At 43.9% G+C, this 20,295-nt stretch carries 23 protein-coding genes; 16 read left to right on the top strand and 7 right to left on the bottom strand.

What is annotated here, in order from left to right; translation table 11 throughout:
* Window positions 1-159 precede the first annotated feature (159 nt).
* Window positions 160-450 (top strand): barstar family protein, encoded by a 291-nt coding sequence (locus WH46_RS00170; RefSeq protein ID WP_026136257.1) that lies wholly within the window; start codon window positions 160-162, stop codon window positions 448-450.
* A 126-nt stretch (window positions 451-576) separates the two neighbouring features.
* On the opposite strand, the gene WH46_RS00165 is transcribed toward WH46_RS00170, so the two are convergent.
* On the bottom strand, window positions 577-1,305 hold the full coding sequence (locus tag WH46_RS00165) for a superoxide dismutase family protein (RefSeq protein WP_046225308.1): 729 nt from the start codon (window positions 1,303-1,305) through the stop codon (window positions 577-579).
* A 347-nt stretch (window positions 1,306-1,652) separates the two neighbouring features.
* Here WH46_RS00165 and WH46_RS00160 point away from each other — a divergent pair, with 347 nt between their 5' ends.
* The 4 genes from WH46_RS00160 to WH46_RS00145 all read left to right on the top strand — a co-directional run bounded on the left by WH46_RS00160 (window position 1,653) and on the right by WH46_RS00145 (window position 4,630).
* On the top strand, window positions 1,653-2,096 hold the full coding sequence (locus tag WH46_RS00160) for a ribonuclease (protein ID WP_046225307.1): 444 nt from the start codon (window positions 1,653-1,655) through the stop codon (window positions 2,094-2,096).
* A 137-nt stretch (window positions 2,097-2,233) separates the two neighbouring features.
* Window positions 2,234-2,512 (top strand): barstar family protein, encoded by a 279-nt coding sequence (locus WH46_RS00155; protein WP_046225306.1) that lies wholly within the window; start codon window positions 2,234-2,236, stop codon window positions 2,510-2,512.
* An 89-nt stretch (window positions 2,513-2,601) separates the two neighbouring features.
* Window positions 2,602-3,390, top strand: coding sequence for a hypothetical protein (locus WH46_RS00150; protein ID WP_046225305.1), 789 nt, complete (start codon window positions 2,602-2,604; stop codon window positions 3,388-3,390).
* A 403-nt stretch (window positions 3,391-3,793) separates the two neighbouring features.
* Window positions 3,794-4,630, top strand: coding sequence for a formate/nitrite transporter family protein (locus WH46_RS00145; RefSeq protein WP_046225304.1), 837 nt, complete (start codon window positions 3,794-3,796; stop codon window positions 4,628-4,630).
* Between the two features lie 236 nt (window positions 4,631-4,866).
* Here WH46_RS00145 and WH46_RS00140 read toward each other — a convergent pair whose 3' ends face one another.
* The gene (locus WH46_RS00140) at window positions 4,867-5,163 is read right to left on the bottom strand and encodes a hypothetical protein (RefSeq protein WP_046225303.1); all 297 of its coding nucleotides are present in this window, start codon (window positions 5,161-5,163) and stop codon (window positions 4,867-4,869) included.
* A 205-nt stretch (window positions 5,164-5,368) separates the two neighbouring features.
* On the opposite strand from WH46_RS00140, the gene WH46_RS00135 reads away from it, so the two are divergent.
* The 4 genes from WH46_RS00135 to WH46_RS00120 all read left to right on the top strand — a co-directional run bounded on the left by WH46_RS00135 (window position 5,369) and on the right by WH46_RS00120 (window position 7,967).
* Window positions 5,369-5,770, top strand: coding sequence for an immunity 22 family protein (locus WH46_RS00135; RefSeq protein WP_046225302.1), 402 nt, complete (start codon window positions 5,369-5,371; stop codon window positions 5,768-5,770).
* A gap of 98 nt (window positions 5,771-5,868) precedes the next feature.
* Window positions 5,869-6,399, top strand: a complete 531-nt coding sequence (locus tag WH46_RS00130; protein ID WP_046225301.1) for a ribonuclease — start codon at window positions 5,869-5,871, stop codon at window positions 6,397-6,399.
* A 90-nt stretch (window positions 6,400-6,489) separates the two neighbouring features.
* The gene (locus tag WH46_RS00125) at window positions 6,490-7,089 is read left to right on the top strand and encodes a hypothetical protein (protein WP_046225300.1); all 600 of its coding nucleotides are present in this window, start codon (window positions 6,490-6,492) and stop codon (window positions 7,087-7,089) included.
* Entirely contained in the window at window positions 7,086-7,967 is an 882-nt protein-coding gene (locus WH46_RS00120) for a nucleotidyl transferase AbiEii/AbiGii toxin family protein (protein WP_046225299.1), read from the top strand. The genes WH46_RS00125 and WH46_RS00120 overlap by 4 nt, the downstream gene beginning before the upstream one ends.
* 152 nt (window positions 7,968-8,119) lie before the next feature.
* Here the strand turns inward: WH46_RS00120 and WH46_RS00115 are convergent, their stop codons facing one another.
* Entirely contained in the window at window positions 8,120-8,407 is a 288-nt protein-coding gene (locus WH46_RS00115; RefSeq protein ID WP_046225298.1) for a hypothetical protein, read from the bottom strand.
* Between the two features lie 141 nt (window positions 8,408-8,548).
* Between WH46_RS00115 and WH46_RS00110 the strand changes: the two genes are divergently transcribed.
* From WH46_RS00110 to WH46_RS00100, 3 genes are all read left to right on the top strand, one after another.
* A complete protein-coding gene (locus WH46_RS00110) occupies window positions 8,549-9,280 on the top strand; it encodes a class I SAM-dependent methyltransferase (protein ID WP_046225297.1) in 732 nt (243 codons plus the stop codon).
* Window positions 9,281-9,472: 192 nt separating this feature from the next.
* On the top strand, window positions 9,473-10,009 hold the full coding sequence (locus WH46_RS00105) for a sigma-70 family RNA polymerase sigma factor (protein ID WP_046225296.1): 537 nt from the start codon (window positions 9,473-9,475) through the stop codon (window positions 10,007-10,009).
* Window positions 9,993-11,402: a DUF4179 domain-containing protein gene (locus WH46_RS00100; RefSeq protein WP_046225295.1), complete on the top strand. Its 1,410-nt coding sequence runs from the start codon at window positions 9,993-9,995 to the stop codon at window positions 11,400-11,402. The genes WH46_RS00105 and WH46_RS00100 overlap by 17 nt, the downstream gene beginning before the upstream one ends.
* A gap of 122 nt (window positions 11,403-11,524) precedes the next feature.
* Here the strand turns inward: WH46_RS00100 and phnE (WH46_RS00095) are convergent, their stop codons facing one another.
* The 4 genes from phnE (WH46_RS00095) to WH46_RS00080 form a co-directional block, all read right to left on the bottom strand.
* On the bottom strand, window positions 11,525-12,319 hold the full coding sequence (phnE, locus tag WH46_RS00095; protein WP_046225294.1) for a phosphonate ABC transporter, permease protein PhnE: 795 nt from the start codon (window positions 12,317-12,319) through the stop codon (window positions 11,525-11,527).
* Window positions 12,316-13,095: a phosphonate ABC transporter, permease protein PhnE gene (gene phnE, locus WH46_RS00090; protein ID WP_046225293.1), complete on the bottom strand. Its 780-nt coding sequence runs from the start codon at window positions 13,093-13,095 to the stop codon at window positions 12,316-12,318. The genes phnE (WH46_RS00095) and phnE (WH46_RS00090) overlap by 4 nt, the downstream gene beginning before the upstream one ends.
* Window positions 13,092-13,928 (bottom strand): phosphonate ABC transporter ATP-binding protein, encoded by an 837-nt coding sequence (gene phnC, locus WH46_RS00085; RefSeq protein ID WP_017813901.1) that lies wholly within the window; start codon window positions 13,926-13,928, stop codon window positions 13,092-13,094. Before phnC ends, phnE (WH46_RS00090) begins: the two co-directional genes overlap by 4 nt.
* Window positions 13,929-14,078: 150 nt before the next feature.
* Entirely contained in the window at window positions 14,079-15,029 is a 951-nt protein-coding gene (locus WH46_RS00080; RefSeq protein WP_046225292.1) for a phosphate/phosphite/phosphonate ABC transporter substrate-binding protein, read from the bottom strand.
* A 296-nt stretch (window positions 15,030-15,325) separates the two neighbouring features.
* Between WH46_RS00080 and WH46_RS00075 the strand changes: the two genes are divergently transcribed.
* The 4 genes from WH46_RS00075 to WH46_RS00060 all read left to right on the top strand — a co-directional run bounded on the left by WH46_RS00075 (window position 15,326) and on the right by WH46_RS00060 (window position 20,096).
* Entirely contained in the window at window positions 15,326-17,398 is a 2,073-nt protein-coding gene (locus WH46_RS00075; protein WP_052714056.1) for a bifunctional 2',3'-cyclic-nucleotide 2'-phosphodiesterase/3'-nucleotidase, read from the top strand.
* Between the two features lie 165 nt (window positions 17,399-17,563).
* Window positions 17,564-17,758, top strand: a complete 195-nt coding sequence (locus WH46_RS00070; RefSeq protein WP_017813904.1) for a hypothetical protein — start codon at window positions 17,564-17,566, stop codon at window positions 17,756-17,758.
* 95 nt (window positions 17,759-17,853) lie between these two features.
* Complete coding sequence (locus tag WH46_RS00065; protein ID WP_046225291.1) at window positions 17,854-18,324, top strand: DinB family protein; 471 nt, start codon at window positions 17,854-17,856, stop codon at window positions 18,322-18,324.
* A gap of 329 nt (window positions 18,325-18,653) precedes the next feature.
* A complete protein-coding gene (locus WH46_RS00060) occupies window positions 18,654-20,096 on the top strand; it encodes a serine hydrolase domain-containing protein (protein ID WP_046225290.1) in 1,443 nt (480 codons plus the stop codon).
* The last annotated feature ends 199 nt before the right edge of the window (window positions 20,097-20,295 follow it).

The following is a 20,295-nucleotide window of genomic DNA, read 5'->3' as shown; positions in this document are numbered from 1 at the left end:
AAGCTGCTTCAGATCTCCAAGTGTCGCTCAGACCCAGATCAAGGAGCCGGATATCAGGAGGCTTCCGAAAGTACAGGTTCACGTTAGGATGCCGACAAGAACAGCAGGAATGGTATTGTAAATGTTGAACAAGGTAAGGTGTGGATAATGAGAGTGTATATGAAAACAGTGATTTTAAACGGTGAAGATTTCTCAACGATTGAAGAGCTGCATCGCACGCTTCAACAGGTGCTGGATCTGCCGGATCATTATGGTGGCAATCTGGATGCGCTGTGGGACAGTCTGACCGGTGGTGTAGAGCTGCCGCTTCAGATCGAGTGGCTCAACTATGAACGTAGCCGCGAACTGCTGGGTCCATATGCCGAACAGGTATTGGATCTAATGGAAGAAGTGCAGGGAGAAGGCAATGGCTTCCGGGTATGGCTCCAGAGTGATGCGGTCATGCTATAAGGATAGAGAGCGGAATAATACTCCTGTTGATCGGAGAAGTGAACCGGTAACAGATATAAATAAGCTGCACACTGGCGATGGCCGGGTGCAGCTTTTTGTTTGTTCATGTATGGACAGAACCTATCGTTACCGCGGAATATTGCCACCGGCAATGCGATCACCGGAATTGCCGGAAGGATCGCTTTTCTGGTCGTCTTCATCGGCATGAATAATCAAGGATGCACCCAGAATGGAATGTTCATCACCCTTGGTCAGGCTGGCGTTTGCAAGCTTCATTTCTACTTTGGCAGTACCATCGGCTGCTACTTCCAGATTCTGAAAATCGCCTAGATGGAGGCCATTTGGATTAAGATGACCATGGTCCTTGCCTGTCGGATTGAAATGGGAACCGGCGGTAGCAAAGTCATTATTTTTGATTGGCGATTGATGGACATGGAATCCGTGCTTGCCTGCCGGAAGATTAGATACATTAATCTGTGCAAGTACGCCGTCTTCCTGTTGGGTCAAAGTAATCGTACCAATCGATTTCCCTTTCGCGTCCATCATCTGTACTACCGGCTGACCTACCGAGATGGTTGATGTAGGACCATCCCAGTAAATACTATGTCCCATTAGTTCACTCATATGTCGGATCGGAACATATGTCGTCCCACTATATACAAATGATTGTGGTACCATAGTTCCTTGGTTATCAAAAGTAGCCGAAGTCTGCCGCGCTTCACCATTCATGTAAAAATTCAGTGGCTCCGTGTTAGGCGTAACCTGCATATCGGCAGCATGAGTAATTCCCGAGAAAAATACAGCACCGCCCAAAAACGAGAATAACAGATGCTTTTTGTCAAACGATTTGGTCATATAATAGTTCCCTCCCTGAATGATTGGAATAGATGAGACTCTATTCATGTTTACCCTGTATATACATGCAGAAGCAGTAGAATTGAAAACGTTTTATTATTTATTGAATATTTCAGAATGGATATGTAAGGAAATGAGTATTAAATATGTAGTACATAAAATACAATGCACCTTTGCTTAAAAGGTGATATATATAAATTTTTACAAATATAGTGATTAAAATTGAAGATTTCTCCAAATAGATATGTTATAACTGGGAAGTGGATATTTGCTACCTATAATATGAATCATTATTTTAAGGTAGCAAACATTCCCAAACATTATGATCTACATAGGAGGATGTACGTATGAAAAAGTTCTGGTCCACTGCACTACTTGCTATGATGTTGACAGTTGTCTTCTTTACCGGTTCTCAGGCAGCACCTGCTCTGCAGGCACAAAAGGCTTCGGCTGCCAGCTGTGCAATTATCAACACCTTTACAGGTGTAGCTAACTATCTGTCTGCTAACGGCAAATTACCATGCAATTTTATTACCAAATCCCAGGCAGGTTCACTGGGTTGGGTGTCTTCCAAAGGTAATCTGGCTGAAGTAGCTCCAGGGAAAAGCATCGGCGGCGATGTGTTCAGCAACCGTGAAGGTCTGTTGCCTACAGCAAGCGGACGCACATGGCGTGAGGCGGATATCAACTACACTTCCGGGTTCCGCAATTCGGACCGTATCCTGTACTCCAGTGATGGACTGATCTACAAAACGACAGATCATTATGCTAGCTTCACGCGTATGAAATAAGGAATTCTCAACACTGTACCGTCATCCTGCGATCCGGCGTTGCTGCCAGGATGCAGAATAACGGTACAGTAATGTTATAATCGTATACATAAAAGAAGGATATCTATTACATAATAGATAAAAGGGAGGCCTACAATATGAGAACAGTATGGATCAACGGAGAAGATATGTCGACTATTCAGGAACTGCATGAGCAGCTGAAGAGCAAGCTGGAATTACCCGAGTTTTATGGAGGCAATCTTGATGCCCTGTGGGACTGCCTGACCGGAATGATTGAACTGCCGCTGGAACTGCGTTGGGTGAATTATGGAATTAGCCATGACCGGATGGGTGATCAGGCAGAGCGGGTACGAAGTCTGCTGGAAGAGGTGCAAGAGGAAGGGATCGGGTTCAGAGTCGTAGTAAAAGGTGAATAAAATTTCAAGAAGGACAATATACTAAGGGTTAGTCTGTTAGACTAACTCTATTTAGTAATAAAATAGAGTTACAAAGGGGTATTTTATGAATGAATGATTTTTATGAGAAATTCAAATTAGAATTTTCTACTCATGCATTAATATTTGATCATATGAAAATTTTAGATTCTATGCTTATATGGTTATTAAGATTATTGTTTTTTTCGGGAATCGGAAGCGTTATAAGTTTTGTTATTTTTGTTGTAACTAATTTTTTTATTGAAATTAATTTTGTTACTCATAAAATATTTCTCGTTTTTTTTGGCATTATGGCAATAGTTTTTCTAATGGTTATTGTAACTACTTTAGCATTAAGTAAAAAAGCTAAAGTGATTTTAAATAATAATTATGGTATTAAAGTTGTTAAAGGACGGTGGAAGAATCAAGAATTTATAACATATCAGCAAAATAAAATCATTAAAGAATTAAAAGAAAAAGATTTTTATTCTACGGAAAAAATAAAAATATTGATATCAATACTGGATAAAAAAATAAATGAGTCAAACAAAGGTTATTTCACATGGAGTCTACTGACTTCTTTAGTTCTAATAGTTTGTTCTCAGTTTGTAGCAGGCATTTATCGGAGTATAGCTATTAGCGACTGGTTACATTATTTTGGAATTACAATTATGTTAGTAGTAATATGTGTTGCTGTTGCTGTCATCTTCTCTATGTCAAAGTTTTATCGTGACATAATCAAAGAAACTACTCGTACAGAAAGCTTTTACGGTAAAGAATTAATAGAGTGTCTTGAAGAAATTTTATTGGCTTTTAAAAATGAACAAGCTGAAAAAGAAATATATAAAACCTATATTCCTAGAAGACTACGACGAAAATGATAGTTTGTTCGATAATATTTTGTTATTTAACTCTAATTTGTATATTAATAGCTCTGCATGAATTATATTTCCCTCTATACCTTTAATTATGCAATCCTCATTCAAGTGAAATAGCTTTTTATAAGGTCTGTTATGATTACTTATAAAAATCATTTATTTTAACACGTTAAGAAGAGAATTTTAAAAATAAAAGTCATTAAAGATTAGGTTGAATGAAAGAAGTATTTTTTATTTAATAATATTTATAAATCCTCATCATAATAAAGTGAAAATTTTCACAATAGGTGATATATATCACATCCATATACCTAAGGAATTTGTATAATCAAAAAAGAAACAGTTCATTTTTAATTTAAAAAGTGAAATATTTCGACGAGAACAAGCAATTTCAGGGGGAATGGATATGTTTACTGAAGGCGTACAGAATATTATAGAAACTGCCGTGAAGAAAAAAGAAAAAATGAATGAAAGTATTGTGCGTTACTTTGCATCTGCCATGTTGGCTGGGGCTTATGTGGGGATCGGGATTATTCTGATTTTCTCTATCGGTGCACCACTGGCAGCGATTCATTCGCCACTGCAATCTATTGTAATGGGGATGTCGTTCGGTATTGCTCTGACACTCGTAATTTTCGCCGGTTCCGAGCTGTTCACAGGTAATAATATGTTTTTCACGATGAGTACACTGGCTCGGCGCACTACGATGGGCGATCTGGGCAAGAACTGGGTGCTCGTATTTATCGGTAATCTGGTCGGGGCGATCGTCCTGAGCCTGCTTGTATATGGTACCGGATTGTTCCAACAGATTGGCGCGGATCATCTCATTTTCAAAGCGGCAGCTGCCAAAATGTCTCTGCCAGTCTCGATGCTATTCTTCCGCGGTATTCTCTGTAACTGGCTAGTCTGTCTCGCGATCTGGATGGCTGCTCGTGCCAAAGACGACATTTCCAAGCTGGTCCTGATCTGGTGGTGTCTGTATGCCTTTATCGCCAGTGGTTATGAGCATAGTGTAGCGAATATGACGCTGCTCACGACTGCACTGCTGCTGCCTGGTCATCCGGATACAATTACGGTAGCAGGCTGGGTACACAATATGATTCCGGTAACGCTTGGTAATATTGTGGGTGGTGCTGTATTTGTGGGAATGGCATACTGGTTCATTTCGCCGGTTCGTCGTCAAAAACAGGCAAATGCTGCTAAAGCAAAAACCGAGACTCCAGCTCAGAAAAGCGCAGTATAAGTAACCATTTACAGATAAAATAAATTAAAATGAATACGAAAATACAAACAGCGTACAAAGATACACGTGGCATAACGTGAATCTGTACGCTGTTTGTATTTTCGCGGGAATGGCATTATGATGATCGGCAGCTAATCGCATTACACCAGCTCATTATTTCTATTATTATAGAAGGGACACTAATCTTGAGAGTTTTCGATTAACTATAATTCAAGGTAACAGCCGAACAGGTCTAATTATTGTATAGATGTCCACAGCACCCAGCCCAGTCGTAACCAGTATGCATCTTTATCCTGCGCCATATAACTATATCCCCAGTCACCTGCCACATTCCAAAAAGCGGAGTCGTTGTTATCGTTATTCGGATGGGATTGATCCAGATTGTATTGCTGCTTCAGACGATCTTGCGTAGATGTATTGATACGGCTGGCAGAGACAGTAGAGGATGAAAGTACACAAATAGAAATAAATAGTACACAGATAATGAGCAGTATAGAGAATTTGGATCTGCTGAGTATGGCTAATCCTTTCATAGCATGTTCTGTCTCCTTTCATTAATATCCAATATTCCATCTTACAGCTGGAAGTTATCAAATATGTACTCAGATCTACAGCTCTACAGGCTGTATTATACTCCCAGTATTCAAGTATATATAATAAAGTTAAATATCTTATCGATCAACTAGCGTATACAGAGGAATAGAAGGGGAAATTTAATTATAAAGGAGCAGGATAGTAGTGGAAAAGGAAAACAGGGTGTCATTATGGATCGGCCAAGCCGCTTCGGAAGAGCAGCTGGAGGAAGTACTGGAATTTTCCTACGAAGAAGATGGAGAAATAGAGCTACCGGTATTTGCGCAAGCTTTTAACATCGAGTATTTTGACGATGATTTCCGTGAAGCTTTTATACTGGAGATACCTATACAACATTGGACTATTGCTTTGCAGGATATATCGTACAGCGAATTACTGCTGCCTGCATTTATACGCTGGCTGCCGGAACCAACCAGCGCAGAACAGCAAAAAGTAAACGCAGTGATATTGCTGTATCATTTCGATTATAAAGGAACGATTCGGAAGCGCAGTATTGCCGGACAAACGTGGACCTATATAGGTTCAGTGGACTGCGAAATGTTGTAGACAGACAGCTGCTTGGGATATGATAATGGGATGTGCAGCCGTCAATATCCAGAGTGATGGCTGTACCAAATACAGCATGTCTATACACAGGAGGAATTATGTCCAAGAAATTGTCCAGTATTATCGTGTTGGTGATTGCAGCTGTTCTGCTGCTGTTTGGAGCAGGTGACAGGCTCGGTCTTTTGACGGGGGAACAAAATCAGAAGAATACACCTAGTGTTAAGCAATCCGGCGAACGTTCGGAGTCAAACTCAAACTCAAACTCAAACGCTTCTACTTCTTCCGCCCAGAAGAGCTGTTCGGCGATCAATACATTTGATGGGGTCGCCGATTATCTTCGTCAGCATAACGAGTTGCCCTGCAATTATATAACGAAAAAAGAAGCTGAAAAGCTAGGTTGGGATGCCGGTAAAGGCAATCTGGATAAAGTGGCTCCGGGTAAAAGTATAGGCGGCGATGTATTCGGTAACCGCGAAGGATTACTGCCCCGTGCTTCCGGTCGCAAATGGCATGAAGCGGACATTAATTATACTTCAGGCTTCCGTGGAGCTGACCGGATTTTGTATTCGACAGATGGGTTGATTTACAAAACGACCAATCACTACAAGTCATTTCAGCAGATGAAATAGGCATGATTTTCAATAAGTGAACATAACAGTCAAACAGCTCCATTCACATGTGATGCTTTCTGGCTGTATATTTAAAATGAGGAGAAAGTTATGGAATTTGAATATCATTTGACCGTCAACGATTTAAATATAGAAGAAAAGGAAGCCTTTATCGCCGCCTGCAATGCACAGGGCGTGAAGCCTGTCATGATTGTACTGGATCATGGGAATTATATTAATCAGCCAATGGTAACTGGATGGGTTGAGCGGAGTAGCTTCCAGGAAGCACGTGAAGACATAGACCGGATCGCTATGCAATTTCAGCAGAGCGGATTTACTATTGTCCGTACCAAAGTAGAGATTCCGCCTGTAGATGATCGATACTTTGATCATCCAGTCACTGCTTATTCTACTCCTTATTTTGAATGGCATGGCAAAGTACATACCGAAGATCTGGCACAACTCAAGCAGTTATGTGAAGCAGATGGTGGTCATATTTCCCGCAACTCACTGAATGCCAATGGCAAAATAAGATTTGTCACCGTACGCAACTACGAGAGTAGCACCAAATTTAGGGAGAGAGTGAGCCGAATCAAAGAAATTCTAAAAACTCACGAGATTGAAATGCTCAAAGAACAATATGAACTTTGTATCTACGATAGTCGTGAAGAGCTAGACAAGGGATGGATTCAAATGGAGGAGAAAGCATGATGAATAATGGTAATGTAGAAGAACTGGATTATGAGATCCGACAATTGCTTGCGATTGAGGGTCTTCTGCGGAGAGCTGCGCTTGTGGATATGCCTTTTATTTTAAAAGGAAGTCTGCTCACCAGACAGTATTTGAGTAACCGTGATATCCGTAATGTGGAAGATATCGATTTCCTGTATGGCGGGAAAATTGAACAACCTGAACAGGCCCGTCAGATTTTTACGGATTGGATGATTCAGGTAACCGAGCTGGATCTGCGAGACGGGGTTACTTTCCGAAGCTTCCGAAAAAATGCATTTTGGAGAAGTATTGACTATGCGATGGCGGATGACTTTCCGACAGTCAACACCGATATTGCCTATTCCTTGACAGGAGAGCTAGCAGAGAATGAATGGTATGATGAGATTCCACTGGACGTCTCATTCAATTTGGAAATGGTAGTTCAGCCTGTGCCACTGGAGTATTATCCACTACAGGGAGACAGCTTCCATTTATCATCTACTGTGCCGCTGGGTATTCAGGTGGCCTGGAAGCTGCATCAGACGATAGTAAGAGCCAGATTCAAAGATCTATATGATCTGCAGTATCTGTTGTCCCATCCTTCGTATGATGAACAAGCACTTCAACTCACTATGCATACCTTGGTAGAAGAATGCAGGTTGGATGCTTCCATTACCAGAGCAGATATGTATAAAGTGCTAGTGGAGGATCTACATTATTTATATCCACAGGTGAGCAATAGTTATGATATTAAAAAATATAAAGGCAATCAGGAAGAGAGTATTTATTTCGCTCAGACAGCAACAGAGCTTCGAAAAATAATGAATCGTGTGGGAATTAACGAGCAGACTTTTGTGAAGTTGCTGGATCTTATCTGATTCTATCTACGTATGGATAACTTCACTTTTGGTAAGTAAAAATGGTGAGAGCCACTTCATGGATAAAGTTGGCTCTTTATTTATATAGAAAATAACTATGATACATGTATGCCGATTGGATCTAAATGTTCAAGCCTGAAGAATTGGGCAGCTTAACTGCCTGAGGGCTGGGGACGGATATAGTTAAGCGTCGGCGCTTGAAGCGGCTTTTTCTCATATTGTATATCGTAGAAATGATCCATCTGAATCAGCGCCATCATATCAGGGGTAGTCCGTACATCATGCTCTTCGCCATCGCGCTGAATAATAATGCCTTTGTCCGTGACACCGACCACCTGATAAATGCCTTCGATTCTCTGGATACCGCTATAGTAAATGAATGTTAATGCAATGATAGCGATAACACCCATAACAGCTAACCGTGCTAATCGGGATTTCATGATCATTCACCTCTTGTATAATGAACTTGGTATTTTTGTAAATGGATACTTGCGCTTAACGATAGGTACATTTAAAATAACAGACCTGAGCTACAAATTCCATCATTTCCCGGTTAGACTACTGGTAAAGGAGGAGTATATATGCGTCAAAATATTTATGATAACCCGGAGTTTTTTGAATATTATCAGCGATTACGCAATACAGGGATTACATACAATGACTTTGTAGAACAGCCTGCCCTAATGGGAATGTTGCCCGAGCTTCAGGGCAAAACGATACTGGATATGGGATGCGGCTCCGGTCAGTTGGCTGCTTATATGATTGGTCAGGGAGCAGCACATGTTACGGGTGCAGATATCTCAGCCAAAATGCTTAACCAGGCACCGGAGCATCCACAGGTGCAGTATATTCATGGGCCGATGGAAGAGCTGGATTTTACTCCGGCATCTTTTGATCTGATTGTCAGCTCGCTCGCTTTTCATTATGTGGAAGATTATGATGCACTGATGAGCCGGATTGCAGGCTGGCTGCGTCCGGGCGGATATCTGGTATTTTCTACAGAGCATCCGGTAACAACTGCCAAGCTGGATATGGATGGCTGGATCGAGGATCATGAAGGTAAGCGGCTGTATTATGCATTGGATAACTATGCAGAAGAAGGCATTCGCCATACCCACTGGGTAGTAGATGATGTGATCAAATATCATCGTACTTTGTCTACTCTGCTCAATGGTATGATTCGCCATGGATTGCAGATTGAGCAGGTAAACGAGCCTGAACCGATCCCGGGCGCGACCGAAAAGATGCCCAAGCTTGTGAATGAGTGGCGGAAGCCGTCTTTTATTATTTTCAAAGCAGTCAAGCGGGGATAAAGAAGACGATTGATTACAGTAAGAATTTGGGGGAGCTGTAGAAGCAGCTTCCTTTTTAATATGGAAAAATAAAAAACGCTTTATGCCATTGAATAGTCCTATATATACAGAGCGATATACAAAAGCGTCCTGTAGCAGTAATCATATCCATGTACATAGTAACATCATCAGACAATAGGAAAGGGGTATCCTGTGGAAGAGAAAGAATGGGCAGCCGCTGCCTGCAATGGAGATGAAGAAGCATACTACCGATTGGTATCACTGCACCGCCGTCGTTTGTATGGTATTGCCTACGGCTATATGCGCAGCGAAGGAGATGCTCTGGAAATGCTGCAGGAGATGACCTGCCGAGGATTGATTAAATGTCATAAGTTGCGCGATCCCGGTGCATTTATACCATGGCTGATTCGCATTCTGATTCATTGCTGCATGGATGAACTAAAGCGCCGCAAACGCAGCATTCATTTGACCGAACATCATATGGCAGATCAGATTACCGAAATGAAAGAAGAAGATCGACTCGATCTGGAGAAAGCACTGGACCGGCTCAAGCCCAATTATCGTCATGTTCTCATCTTGAAATATTATGATGATATGACCGTAACGGAGATTGCCCGCGTATTGGAACGATCTGAAGGAACAATCAAAACTTGGATTCATCAGGGACTCAAGCAGATTCGGAACAAAATGTATCTCGGAGGTGAACTGTGGCATGAACGAACAAAATGATCAGAACCTGCAAAATCACGCCGGAAAAATAAAGCGCCAAGCTGAACAAATAGATGATCAACGGTTGGATAGTGCCATTCGTGCTGGCATTCATCAGGCACATCAGCAACGGAGGTCTCACCGCAAGCGAGTGCTTGGTCCGTTATTGGGAGCTGCCGCCGCATTGATCATATTGCTTGGAGCAGGAACAATAGCGGTTGTTGGCCAGGAACAAGCTTCGGAGAAAGTAATGAGAGAAATCAATAGTGGCGAAGTTCCTGAATATGTGAGCGATCTGAATCGGCTGGATATGTTTCGCTATACGCTTCAGCCCGCGATAGAACATGGATTGTATCAGCCCCTTAATCAGAAGTTAACGCAAGGGAATTATAAAATACAGCTGGATGGTGTTGTAGCAGACAGCCAGCGTGTCATTGTACTGTATACCATTGAGAATACTACCCATCAGCGTATCCGTATTGGTAATAATGTCTCGACAGCTCTGATGAATACCGAACAGAGCATGGTGATTGGCAGCTATTATAATAATTTCTCAATGTCGGGCAGCACCAACAATGTCAATCAAGGAGCTTTTGTTTTCGATTTTACAAAAGGAAATGAGATCCCGGCCAAGATGGTACTGTCTCTTGAAGTATCCAATGGCAGTACAGGAACGGATTTTGAATATATTCGTATGCCATTTGCAATAGATACTTCTCGTTATAAAGGTATGGAGCGTATAGAGCAACTTCATCGTACGTATGCTTTTCAGGATTATTCTGTACAATTGAGTGAACTTCGGCAGACACCGCTTCGTACCGAACTTGATTACACAATGAAGCCTCATGGTGGAAGAAATTTGAGTGATGTAGGAGTAGATTTACTGGTTAATGAACCTAATGGCTTGGGACATATACCGCTTTTGCAGGAAGATGGCAGTTACTATGAAGATGGCGATACTACACATTTGCTTTCTTATTACACCAGTACTTATTTTGAAAAAGATCAATCATTGTGGATAAATTTTGCCAGAATCAAACTTAGTCAGCCGGAACCATTCACATTAACTATAGATACCCGGCAAAAGAAAATTATTAATTCATCCGATACCCGAACACGGATCAAGTCTATTACGAAAGATACAGATAAACAGAAAATCCGAATTGGACTGACTTATCCTTCAATAGATCCATATGACGATCGTAATTTTATAGCGATGGACACGTTTACGGATGCTTCGGGAAAAAGCTACAAGTTGCAGCAACAGCAGCTTCACGAAGGAGCAGAGTATAAAGGCTACGAGATTTCGATAGACAGCACGGAGAAGTATCATCAGCCGCTTACCTTTAAAATGTTGGATGATCCGAGCAGCATTATCTATCCGGATCATCCATTTAAAGAGCAAATAAGATAAACGAGCGTTCAGTATACATGAATAAAGATAAAAAGGCTGCTTGTCCAAGCCCACCAGGGAAAGGAAGCAGCCTTTTTATTTTGTGGATCTCCAGATATCTGTAGAGGGAAGATACCATTTGCTTACACAATGCGTTTACGAATCCAACCGGAAATCAAATCCGTCAGCACTACCAGAATAATAATTCCCAACAGTATCACGCCAACACGGTTCCAGTTGCGCATTTGTAGGGCAAACAGCAGTGGAGTACCGATCCCGCCCGCTCCGACCAGACCGAGTGTAGTAGCCGAGCGCATGTTAATTTCGAAACGGTATAGTGAATAAGACAAGAATTGTGGAATGACCTGCGGCAGTACAGCAAACCATAGTACCTGCAGCTTACTTGCTCCGGCGGCAGTCAGTGCTTCGGAAGGGCCCGGATCAATCGTCTCAATCGATTCGGAGTACAACTTGGCGAGCATACCGATCGAATGGACACCCAGCGCCAGTACACCGGCAAATGAACCGGGACCGACTGCTTTGATAAACAGAATGGCTACAATCATCTCGGGAAATACGCGAATAACGCTCAGCACTACTTTACCCGTACCTGAAACGGCGCGCAGACGACTCACATTGGCAGCAGCCCAGAAAGCAAAGGGGATACACAGAAAAGCAGATACAAATGTACCGAGAATTGAAATGATCAGCGTATCCAGCAGTCCGCGCAGCAGATCTTCACCTTCAGGATCATAGACATAATCCCAGTCCGGATGAGCAAAGCCGTCGATGATGGAGAGGGATACACTTTTGGCAGTAGACTGGACGCCTTCAAAATTCAGCCCATTAAATGCCCACAGGTAAATGGCAATCAGCAGTATAATCCACACCCAGGGACGTATACGATACCAGAGCGGTTTGGTCGTTAATGTATTCATAGCAGTTTCCTCCGTAATACCGTACTGCCATAGTCAATCACAAGCACAATGACCAGTGTCAGTAAAATAATAATCGCTGCCCGGTCATACCGGAACAATCCGAGCGACCGATCCAGCAGCAGACCAATCCCGCCTGCCCCGACCAGACCGAGTACGGAAGCGGCACGGACATTTACTTCAAAAGCATACAGCAGATAGGACATATAATGAGGCATCGCCTGGGGAAGAACGCCAAAGACGATTAATTGGATTTTATTCGCACCTACAGCAGTCATCGCTTCCAGCGGACCCGGATCGATGGATTCAATGGCCTCAAAGGTCAGCTTGGCAATCAATCCAAACGAAAAGAACATAATAGCCAGCATTCCGGCAAAAGGACCAATCCCAAAAATCGCAACAAAAATGGCTGCAAACAGCAGATCGGGAACCGTACGAACCAGATTCAGAATCAGACGAACCGGTACGGATACCGTACGGTTGGGCATTACATTATACGCACAGAGCAGCGCAAACGGAATCGCCAGGATACCGCCCAGCATCGTACCAACCAGAGCTATCTGGATCGTCTCGACCATGGGTTTCCAGATGGTTGGCAGATAACTCCAGTCTGGTGGCACCATCTCGGCCAGCAGTGTCCCCATCTGTGGGAGACCGACGATGAGCTGGTAGGGAGTGACGTCTGTCTGAATCGCACATACAACAATCAATACGACAAAAAAGATCCAGGTCAGATAACGTTTGTATCGCTGCGGAGCTTCGATAGTAGCGGCCTTCATGATTTCACTCCATCGGTACGAGCCGGAGCAGGATCCGGAATGACCGTCACAATATCTTCACCCGGTGGATGATCACCGAGTACTTCATCACGATGAATAGAGCGTCCGTAAATATGGGAAAATACTTCGTCGGTCGCTTCTTCCGGTGTACCGTCAAATACGACTTCGCCTGCCCGCAGTCCGATAATCCGGGTCGCATACTGACGTGCCAGATCGATAAAATGCAGATTGATGATCGTCGTAATATTCAGATCCCGGTTAATGCGCTGCAGATCATCCATAACCTGGCGGGTCGTCAACGGATCCAGTGAAGCGACTGGCTCATCCGCCAGAATAATCTGCGGCTGCTGCGCCAGCGCACGGGCGATAGAGACACGCTGCTGCTGACCACCAGACAGCTGATCTGCACGGCTGTAAGCTTTATCACGGATATTGACGCGTTCCAGTGCATCCATCGCCAGTTCGGTATCTTCAGCCGGGAACATACCGAGTACCGTACGAAGTGTAGAATGGTGACCGACACGTCCGGATAATACATTGCGCAGCACGGTAGAGCGTTTGACCAGATTGAAGCTCTGGAAGATCATACCGATCCCGCGGCGAATCCGGCGTAGTCCACTGCCGGATGCCTCGGTGATCGATTGTCCGTTAATCTGGATATCGCCTTCGGTAATATCATGCAGTCGATTAATCGAGCGTAGCAGTGTGGATTTGCCGGCGCCGGACAGACCGACGATAACGACCATTTCGCCTTGATGGATAGTCAGGTTGATATTGTTCAGCCCCCGGGTACCGTTGGGATAGACTTTGGAGACATTATGGAATTCAATCATGGGAGACCCACTTTCTATTAGGAAATTACAATAGACAGCACCGTCCGCAAAATAAGGACGGTGCTGCCTTAAAGTGTGAATGCACGGATCAGTAAAATAACTTGAACTTATGAGTAAATAACAGAAGTACAGAAAGATTCGTCTAATGAATTACTTGGTCGCCTGACCTACAGCTTCGGCGTATTTGCGTACCGGCTCGAAGTTTTTGTCATCGCCTTTTTCGTAACCTACATGAGTGTAGATTTCTTCGATGATTTTCTGACCTTCAGGATCATTGCCAATATCGATAAATGCCTGACTGATCTTGTCGCGCCATGCTTGATCCATATCGGAACGTACGCTGATCGTATCATTCGGGATCGGAGCGGTGAAATGCAGTACACGTGTCTGTTCGAAAACGTCCGGTACATCTTTTTTCACAGTGTTACGGGCATCCTGGAATATAGCGACAGCATCGACTTGTCCGTTCAACAGAGCCATAACAGCAGCGTCATGACCTTTGATGGTTACACCCTGTACATCCGTATCGGGATCAACGCCGGCTGCTTTAAGCTCGGCGGCCGGGAATACATAACCTGCAGATGACGTTACATCCTGCCAACCCATTTTTTTGCCTTTCAGATCCGCGAGGGATTTGATAGGAGAGTCTTTTTTGACGATAATCATGGCTTTATAAAAATTGACTTTGTCGGTTGTCGGTTGACCGGTCTCGTCATTGACACCGTAGCGCTGTGCCTGCAGCAGCAGGTCTGCTGCTTTACGATTGTCGTGTGCCAGTACATAAGCATTTGGAGGCAGGAATCCTACATCGACCTGCTTGGAAGCCATGGCTTCAACGATTGTGTTGTAATCCGGAGATACGGTAACCTTTATCGGAATACCCAGTTTGTCGCCGAGCAATTTTTCCAGCGGTTTGGCTTTGGCTTCGAGGGTCTCTGCATTCTGGGAAGGAACGAACTGTACTTTCAGTTCCTTGGGTACAAAGCTGGTGCTGCCTGCGGAATTACCAGAACTGGCGGATGACGAACTATTGGTGCCACAGGCCGTCAGACCAGCAGCCAGGGCAATAGTCATGCCCAGTGCGAATACTTTTTTAAACAACTTGATTTCCCCCTAGGATGTGATTATGTACTTTATTGTGCCTGTTCCCGCGTCATACTTTTATTCGGGGAATAAGGTCACAAACGAAATATTAACAGCCAAGGATCAAACGCAGTGTCGATCTATGTTACTGAAAAGTAAAATGAATCCGAAGTGTTAAATGCAGAATTTACACTGTTCTAATATTGGTGTGATAGAGTGAATCGGAAATGCGTCCGGGATGCTTGCGGCAATTGCAGCAAAGGCACATCTTGGGATTTCAATGAACAATTGTATAGAAGGGAACTACCTAATTTATGAAAGAATCAGTAGGGAACAAGGCGAATATAGAGGGCAATTATCATAACGAGGATATGGCAGATTCAGCTGAACGCTACCAGCTTCGGCTAATGGCGACAACCGATCTGCATGTGGCACTAACCGGTTACGATTACTATCGAAATACAGACACGGGTGAAATGGGATTATCACACACCGCGATGCTGATCCATCAGGCACGCGAAGAGGTAGCCAATCATCTGCTACTGGATAACGGTGATATCATCCAGGGAAATCCGATTGGTGATTATGCAGCCTCCAGCCTGTTCTGGCAGCATCCAGCAAGCCAACAAGAGGAGCAACAGGTAACAGATGCATTATTTGCTGCCAGTTCAGATACGGATACTAATCGCAATAGTACAGGCGTGCATCCCATGATCGAACTGATGAATCTGCTGCAGTACGATGCTGCCACTGTCGGTAATCATGAATTCAATTATGGATTGGATTATCTGGAACAATGTCTGAATGAAGCGCAGTTTCCCTATACCAATGCCAATGTATATCGGATCTCGGACGAACAGCCGGATGCGCCTCTGCTTCAGCCGTATCTAATCCTGCCACGTGAACTCAAGGGAGCGAGTGGAGAATCGGCCATACTGAATATTGGTATTATCGGACTGGTTCCTACGCAAATTCTGAACTGGGATAAAGGACATCTGGAAGGACACGTGCGTGTACAGGATATGGTCGAGACGACAGAAGCCATGGTTCCCCGGCTGCAAGCTGCAGGAGCTGATATTATCGTACTGCTCGCTCATACCGGATATATCGAAGAGAATGATCCGTCGATTTCGGAAAATGCAGTTCTGCCGCTCAGTCAGATCAATGGTGTGGATGCACTCATTTTTGGACATGCGCACAAGCTGTATCCAAGCGAGGAATTTGCCGGACGTCCTGGGGTGAATCTGGAAAAGGGTACAATCCATGATGTGCCTGCCGTAGAACCGGGAGTATGGGGCAGCCATCTGGGTATTATTGATCTGGAACTGCAGCATACGGCTGGTAAATGGAGTGTGGTAGAAGGGCATGGCATGCTTCGTTCGGTAGTGGCTGATCTAACAGATGCCGGTGCAGATAGGCTGCTGCAGGAAGCTGCACAAACTGCACATGAACGTACACTGGCTTATATCCGAACACCGGTAGGATATACTTCAGAACCGCTATACAGCTATTTTGCACTGATTATGGACAATCCGGTTGTACAGATCATTAATGATGCCCAGCTCTGGTACACGCGTACGATGTTGATGAATACGGAATATGCGGATATTCCACTATTATCAGCTGCGTCTGCTTTTAAAACGGGCGGCCGTTACGGTTCAGACCATTATACGGATATTTCACCTGGAGAATTGACATTACAGCATATATCGGATATCTACAGCTATGCCAATACGTTGTGCGCAGTACGGTTAAATGGCGATGAGCTAAAAGAATGGCTGGAATGGTCCGCAGGTTTATTTAATACGATTGATCTACATGGAGCAGCAGAGCAGGAATTGATTAACCCGACTTTTTCACCATTTAACTTTGATGTGATTGATGGGATTAGTTATCGGATCGATATTTCCTGTCCGGCACGTTATGATGCTTCCGGACAACTTGTGCAGCCGGATCATCACCGAATCCGGTACTTGTGCTATCAGGGGGTTCCTGTTACGGATGATATGGAATTTATTATCGTTACCAATCAATATCGCGCCTATACAACGATTCTTGCCAATCCGGATGGGGAGCGAATCGTAATCGATGCCCCAATAGAGAATCGTGATGTGGTAACAGCATATGTCAGACAGCATGAAACGATCGCTCCGCAGGCAGATGATAATTGGTGCATCACCCTCGGAACGCAGGAACAATATTTATCACATAGTACGAATGTACAACTTGAAGATCAGGTGCAGGAGACCAGACCTGATTCGTCGATTATTGCCGTATTCTCTTCCGCAGCGGCAGCTGAGGTATGGGTAGACCAATATCCGCAACTGTCTGTTATTGTATCTGAAGCAGGTGGGTTTACACGATATGGAATCCGTTTGGAGGTATAGTTTGTTTGCAACTGGCGTAGGGATATTACGCTTTTACTGATATGATGACATAATCGTTTCTCCATTTCCCGGGTAATGATGATCAGGATAAGACAATATGGGTATGAAGGTAGAATATACCCTGCTTATTCCTATCTATCATTTACCAAAAAGGAGAGGCGATCCATGTCACAATCATTCACCTGGGATATCGCGCTGCAGGATGGGCAGCATCAGGCGCTGCGACTTCAGTTTGATACACAGCGGGAGCTGCAAAAGTTTATGATGACTCTGACTGTCGAACAGATGATCAATGCACTTGTCTATGATCCGGACCAGCGCAGCATGGATGGGAAAACCTATCTGTATCATTTTCTGTAAGCTCCATAATCCGCAGAATGTACCAGATTATTAATTGGTAATTATCCACTATTTATAATGAAATATGCACAATAAGAATGAGGAGGATACTGACAATGGAAATGTTGTTTCGGTATAACTGGCAGGTTCGTCAGGAATGGTTGGACTGGTGCAATGAATTGTCTATAGTAGAGCTGAAGCGGCAGCGTACAGGCGGAGTAGGCAGTATTCTGAAGACACTGACTCATATTGTCGATGTAGAGTATAGCTGGATCTGTGATTTGCAAGGCAAACCTGATCAAAGCGAATTATTCCAATCGGTGGATTCGCTTGAACAGATCATTACTCTATCCAAACGGTTTCGTCCGGAAATTAGCGATTATGTGGCAGGATGGAAGCCGGATATGGAGCAGCATATACTGCACGCGGTAGACAAAGATGGCAGACCCGAGCAATATACATATGGAGAAGTCATGCGCCATGTTATCGCTCATGAGATTCATCATATAGGTCAAATGTCGGTATGGTCACGTGAGCTGGACAGAGAACCGGTATCGGCCAATCTGATTAGACGGGGCTTAGCCTGATTTGTCCAATGGATACAGCAATAAAAGGCATAACCGTGCATTCTCGGGTATGTCTTTTTTCATATCTAATAGTGTTGCAAATCATTGGTTCCTATTAAAATCCCGATCCCAGACCACAACTTTATAGGCGAAAAGGAGTACATACTAACAGAAAACAGAATAGAAGCAGCTGTCTGAATCATATAAAAAGACAGTACGGAAACAAGCGATAGATTGCAGTATTGCCTTGATTCCGTTAAGCTTCGACCTCTATAATAGATAGTGCTGCATTTATCGGCTGCATGAGCATAAGAATAATGCTACTTTGGACTCGGGAGGATTTTATCATTATGTTATTCAAATCAAAAGGCAACAAGCTTGCGATGATTACCAAGCTGGCTGTTGTCGGCGCATTAACCGTATCGATCGGATCAGCTTCATACTCTATGCCGCAGGTACAAGCGGCAGCCAGTGAAAAGCCTGCTGTTATTACGATAGCCGGTCAGGAAATCAACTGGTCGACAGCACCATTCGTAATGAATGGCACAACTATGGTACCGCTGCGTGAAGCAGCCAGTGCACTCGGAGCAAAAGCTACCTGGGATGCACCGACCCGTTCGGTAGTGATGTACAGCAATGGAGATACCATTGTACATACACCGAATACAGCAGTGATCACATTGGACGGATATACGATACAAATGCCGGAACCATCCCGGAACGTGAACGGAACGATGATGGTACCTGCACGTTTTCTGGCAGATGCTTTCAAAGCCAAGCTCACCCTGAATTCTACACCGGAACTGGCAACGATCAATCTGACGCCGGATCAGGCAACAGTGATGAGCAGCTCTGCGAAGACAGTAGATGACTATTTGCAAAAACAGGGCTATTCCGGTCTGGCACTGGTTGCCTATAAAGGCAAAGTGGTGCTGAAAAAAGGATACGGACTATCCGGCGGGCAAAGTACAACTGATCCGAACGGCATTTCCCGGATTGCTTCACTGAGCAAATCCTTTACCGCTTCTTCGATCATGAAGCTGGTTGAACAAGGCAAAATCAACCTTGATGACAAGCTGACCAAGTACATCCCGGATTTCCCGCGTGGTGACGAGATGACTATTCATATGCTGTTGTCGCATACAGCTGGATTCAACTCCAACTTTACCCGCGGCGAAGGTGTAACGCTGCAGGATACGGTGAATGAGATCAAGACCAAACCGCTGCGTTTTGAGCCGGGTACGACGTTTAACTATAGTAATCAGGGATATGTACTGCTCGCTTATATTGTAGAGCAAGTGTCCGGCGAGACCTACGGACAATATATCCAGCATACTTTCCTCGATCCGCTGAATATGAAGGATACTGGCGAAGCGACACCAGAATCCAAAACGATCAAAGGTTATGTTAAAGACAAAGCTACCGACGAATGGACCGAGGCAGGCTATTACGCTTCCCAATCGGGTACGGGAACATTTTACTCCAGTCTGGATGATATGATGAAATGGTATCGTTCCTTTGCCAATCATACGATTCTGAGTGAGCAGACGATCGACCGGATGTTCACGCCATATTCGGAGCTCAAGCCATACGGCTATGCGTTCCTGATCAAGGATGTAGCCGGCAAACATACCATCTACCATAATGGCAGCGGTACTGGTTATGCGACAGGATTTACGTATAATCTGGATGATGATGTGCTCGTTGTTCTGCTTGGTAATCATTATGGTATGGATATCGCAACTATGCTGACGGATACCCAGACTCTGGCCAACAAAGCGCTCGTTAAATAAAGCATACTTTTTGAATGAATGAGGCTATCTGTCAGCCTCATAAGCAAAGACCGTTCTCCTATGAGGGAACGGTCTTTTTGTCATCTACACTAGAGATATAATCCAGAGAGTGAGCGGATAAGATTATAAAAAACAGGGGTTCTACGATATTTGACATTCCCCGAATATTGGAACATTATAATGGTCAAAGTCCTTATTT

The organism is Paenibacillus dauci (genome assembly GCF_000971985.1).
Taxonomy (GTDB): Bacteria; Bacillota; Bacilli; order Paenibacillales; family Paenibacillaceae; genus Saccharibacillus; species Saccharibacillus dauci.
The sequence above is the reverse complement of the archived record's forward strand: the minus strand, read 5'-3'. Positions and strand labels throughout refer to the sequence as shown.

Bases quoted from the DNA above. Each gene is read 5' to 3' on its own strand.
- WH46_RS00170 (WP_026136257.1), top strand. From the start codon at position 160: ATGAAAACAGTGATTTTAAACGGTGAAGATTTCTCAACGATTGAAGAG.
- WH46_RS00165 (WP_046225308.1), bottom strand. From the start codon at position 1,305: ATGACCAAATCGTTTGACAAAAAGCATCTGTTATTCTCGTTTTTGGGC.
- WH46_RS00160 (WP_046225307.1), top strand. From the start codon at position 1,653: ATGAAAAAGTTCTGGTCCACTGCACTACTTGCTATGATGTTGACAGTT.
- WH46_RS00155 (WP_046225306.1), top strand. From the start codon at position 2,234: ATGAGAACAGTATGGATCAACGGAGAAGATATGTCGACTATTCAGGAA.
- WH46_RS00150 (WP_046225305.1), top strand. From the start codon at position 2,602: ATGAATGATTTTTATGAGAAATTCAAATTAGAATTTTCTACTCATGCA.
- WH46_RS00145 (WP_046225304.1), top strand. From the start codon at position 3,794: ATGTTTACTGAAGGCGTACAGAATATTATAGAAACTGCCGTGAAGAAA.
- WH46_RS00140 (WP_046225303.1), bottom strand. From the start codon at position 5,163: ATGAAAGGATTAGCCATACTCAGCAGATCCAAATTCTCTATACTGCTC.
- WH46_RS00130 (WP_046225301.1), top strand. From the start codon at position 5,869: ATGTCCAAGAAATTGTCCAGTATTATCGTGTTGGTGATTGCAGCTGTT.
- WH46_RS00125 (WP_046225300.1), top strand. From the start codon at position 6,490: ATGGAATTTGAATATCATTTGACCGTCAACGATTTAAATATAGAAGAA.
- WH46_RS00120 (WP_046225299.1), top strand. From the start codon at position 7,086: ATGATGAATAATGGTAATGTAGAAGAACTGGATTATGAGATCCGACAA.
- WH46_RS00115 (WP_046225298.1), bottom strand. From the start codon at position 8,407: ATGAAATCCCGATTAGCACGGTTAGCTGTTATGGGTGTTATCGCTATC.
- WH46_RS00110 (WP_046225297.1), top strand. From the start codon at position 8,549: ATGCGTCAAAATATTTATGATAACCCGGAGTTTTTTGAATATTATCAG.
- WH46_RS00100 (WP_046225295.1), top strand. From the start codon at position 9,993: ATGAACGAACAAAATGATCAGAACCTGCAAAATCACGCCGGAAAAATA.
- phnE (WP_046225294.1), bottom strand. From the start codon at position 12,319: ATGAATACATTAACGACCAAACCGCTCTGGTATCGTATACGTCCCTGG.
- phnE (WP_046225293.1), bottom strand. From the start codon at position 13,095: ATGAAGGCCGCTACTATCGAAGCTCCGCAGCGATACAAACGTTATCTG.
- phnC (WP_017813901.1), bottom strand. From the start codon at position 13,928: ATGATTGAATTCCATAATGTCTCCAAAGTCTATCCCAACGGTACCCGG.
- WH46_RS00075 (WP_052714056.1), top strand. From the start codon at position 15,326: ATGAAAGAATCAGTAGGGAACAAGGCGAATATAGAGGGCAATTATCAT.
- WH46_RS00070 (WP_017813904.1), top strand. From the start codon at position 17,564: ATGTCACAATCATTCACCTGGGATATCGCGCTGCAGGATGGGCAGCAT.
- WH46_RS00065 (WP_046225291.1), top strand. From the start codon at position 17,854: ATGGAAATGTTGTTTCGGTATAACTGGCAGGTTCGTCAGGAATGGTTG.
- WH46_RS00060 (WP_046225290.1), top strand. From the start codon at position 18,654: ATGTTATTCAAATCAAAAGGCAACAAGCTTGCGATGATTACCAAGCTG.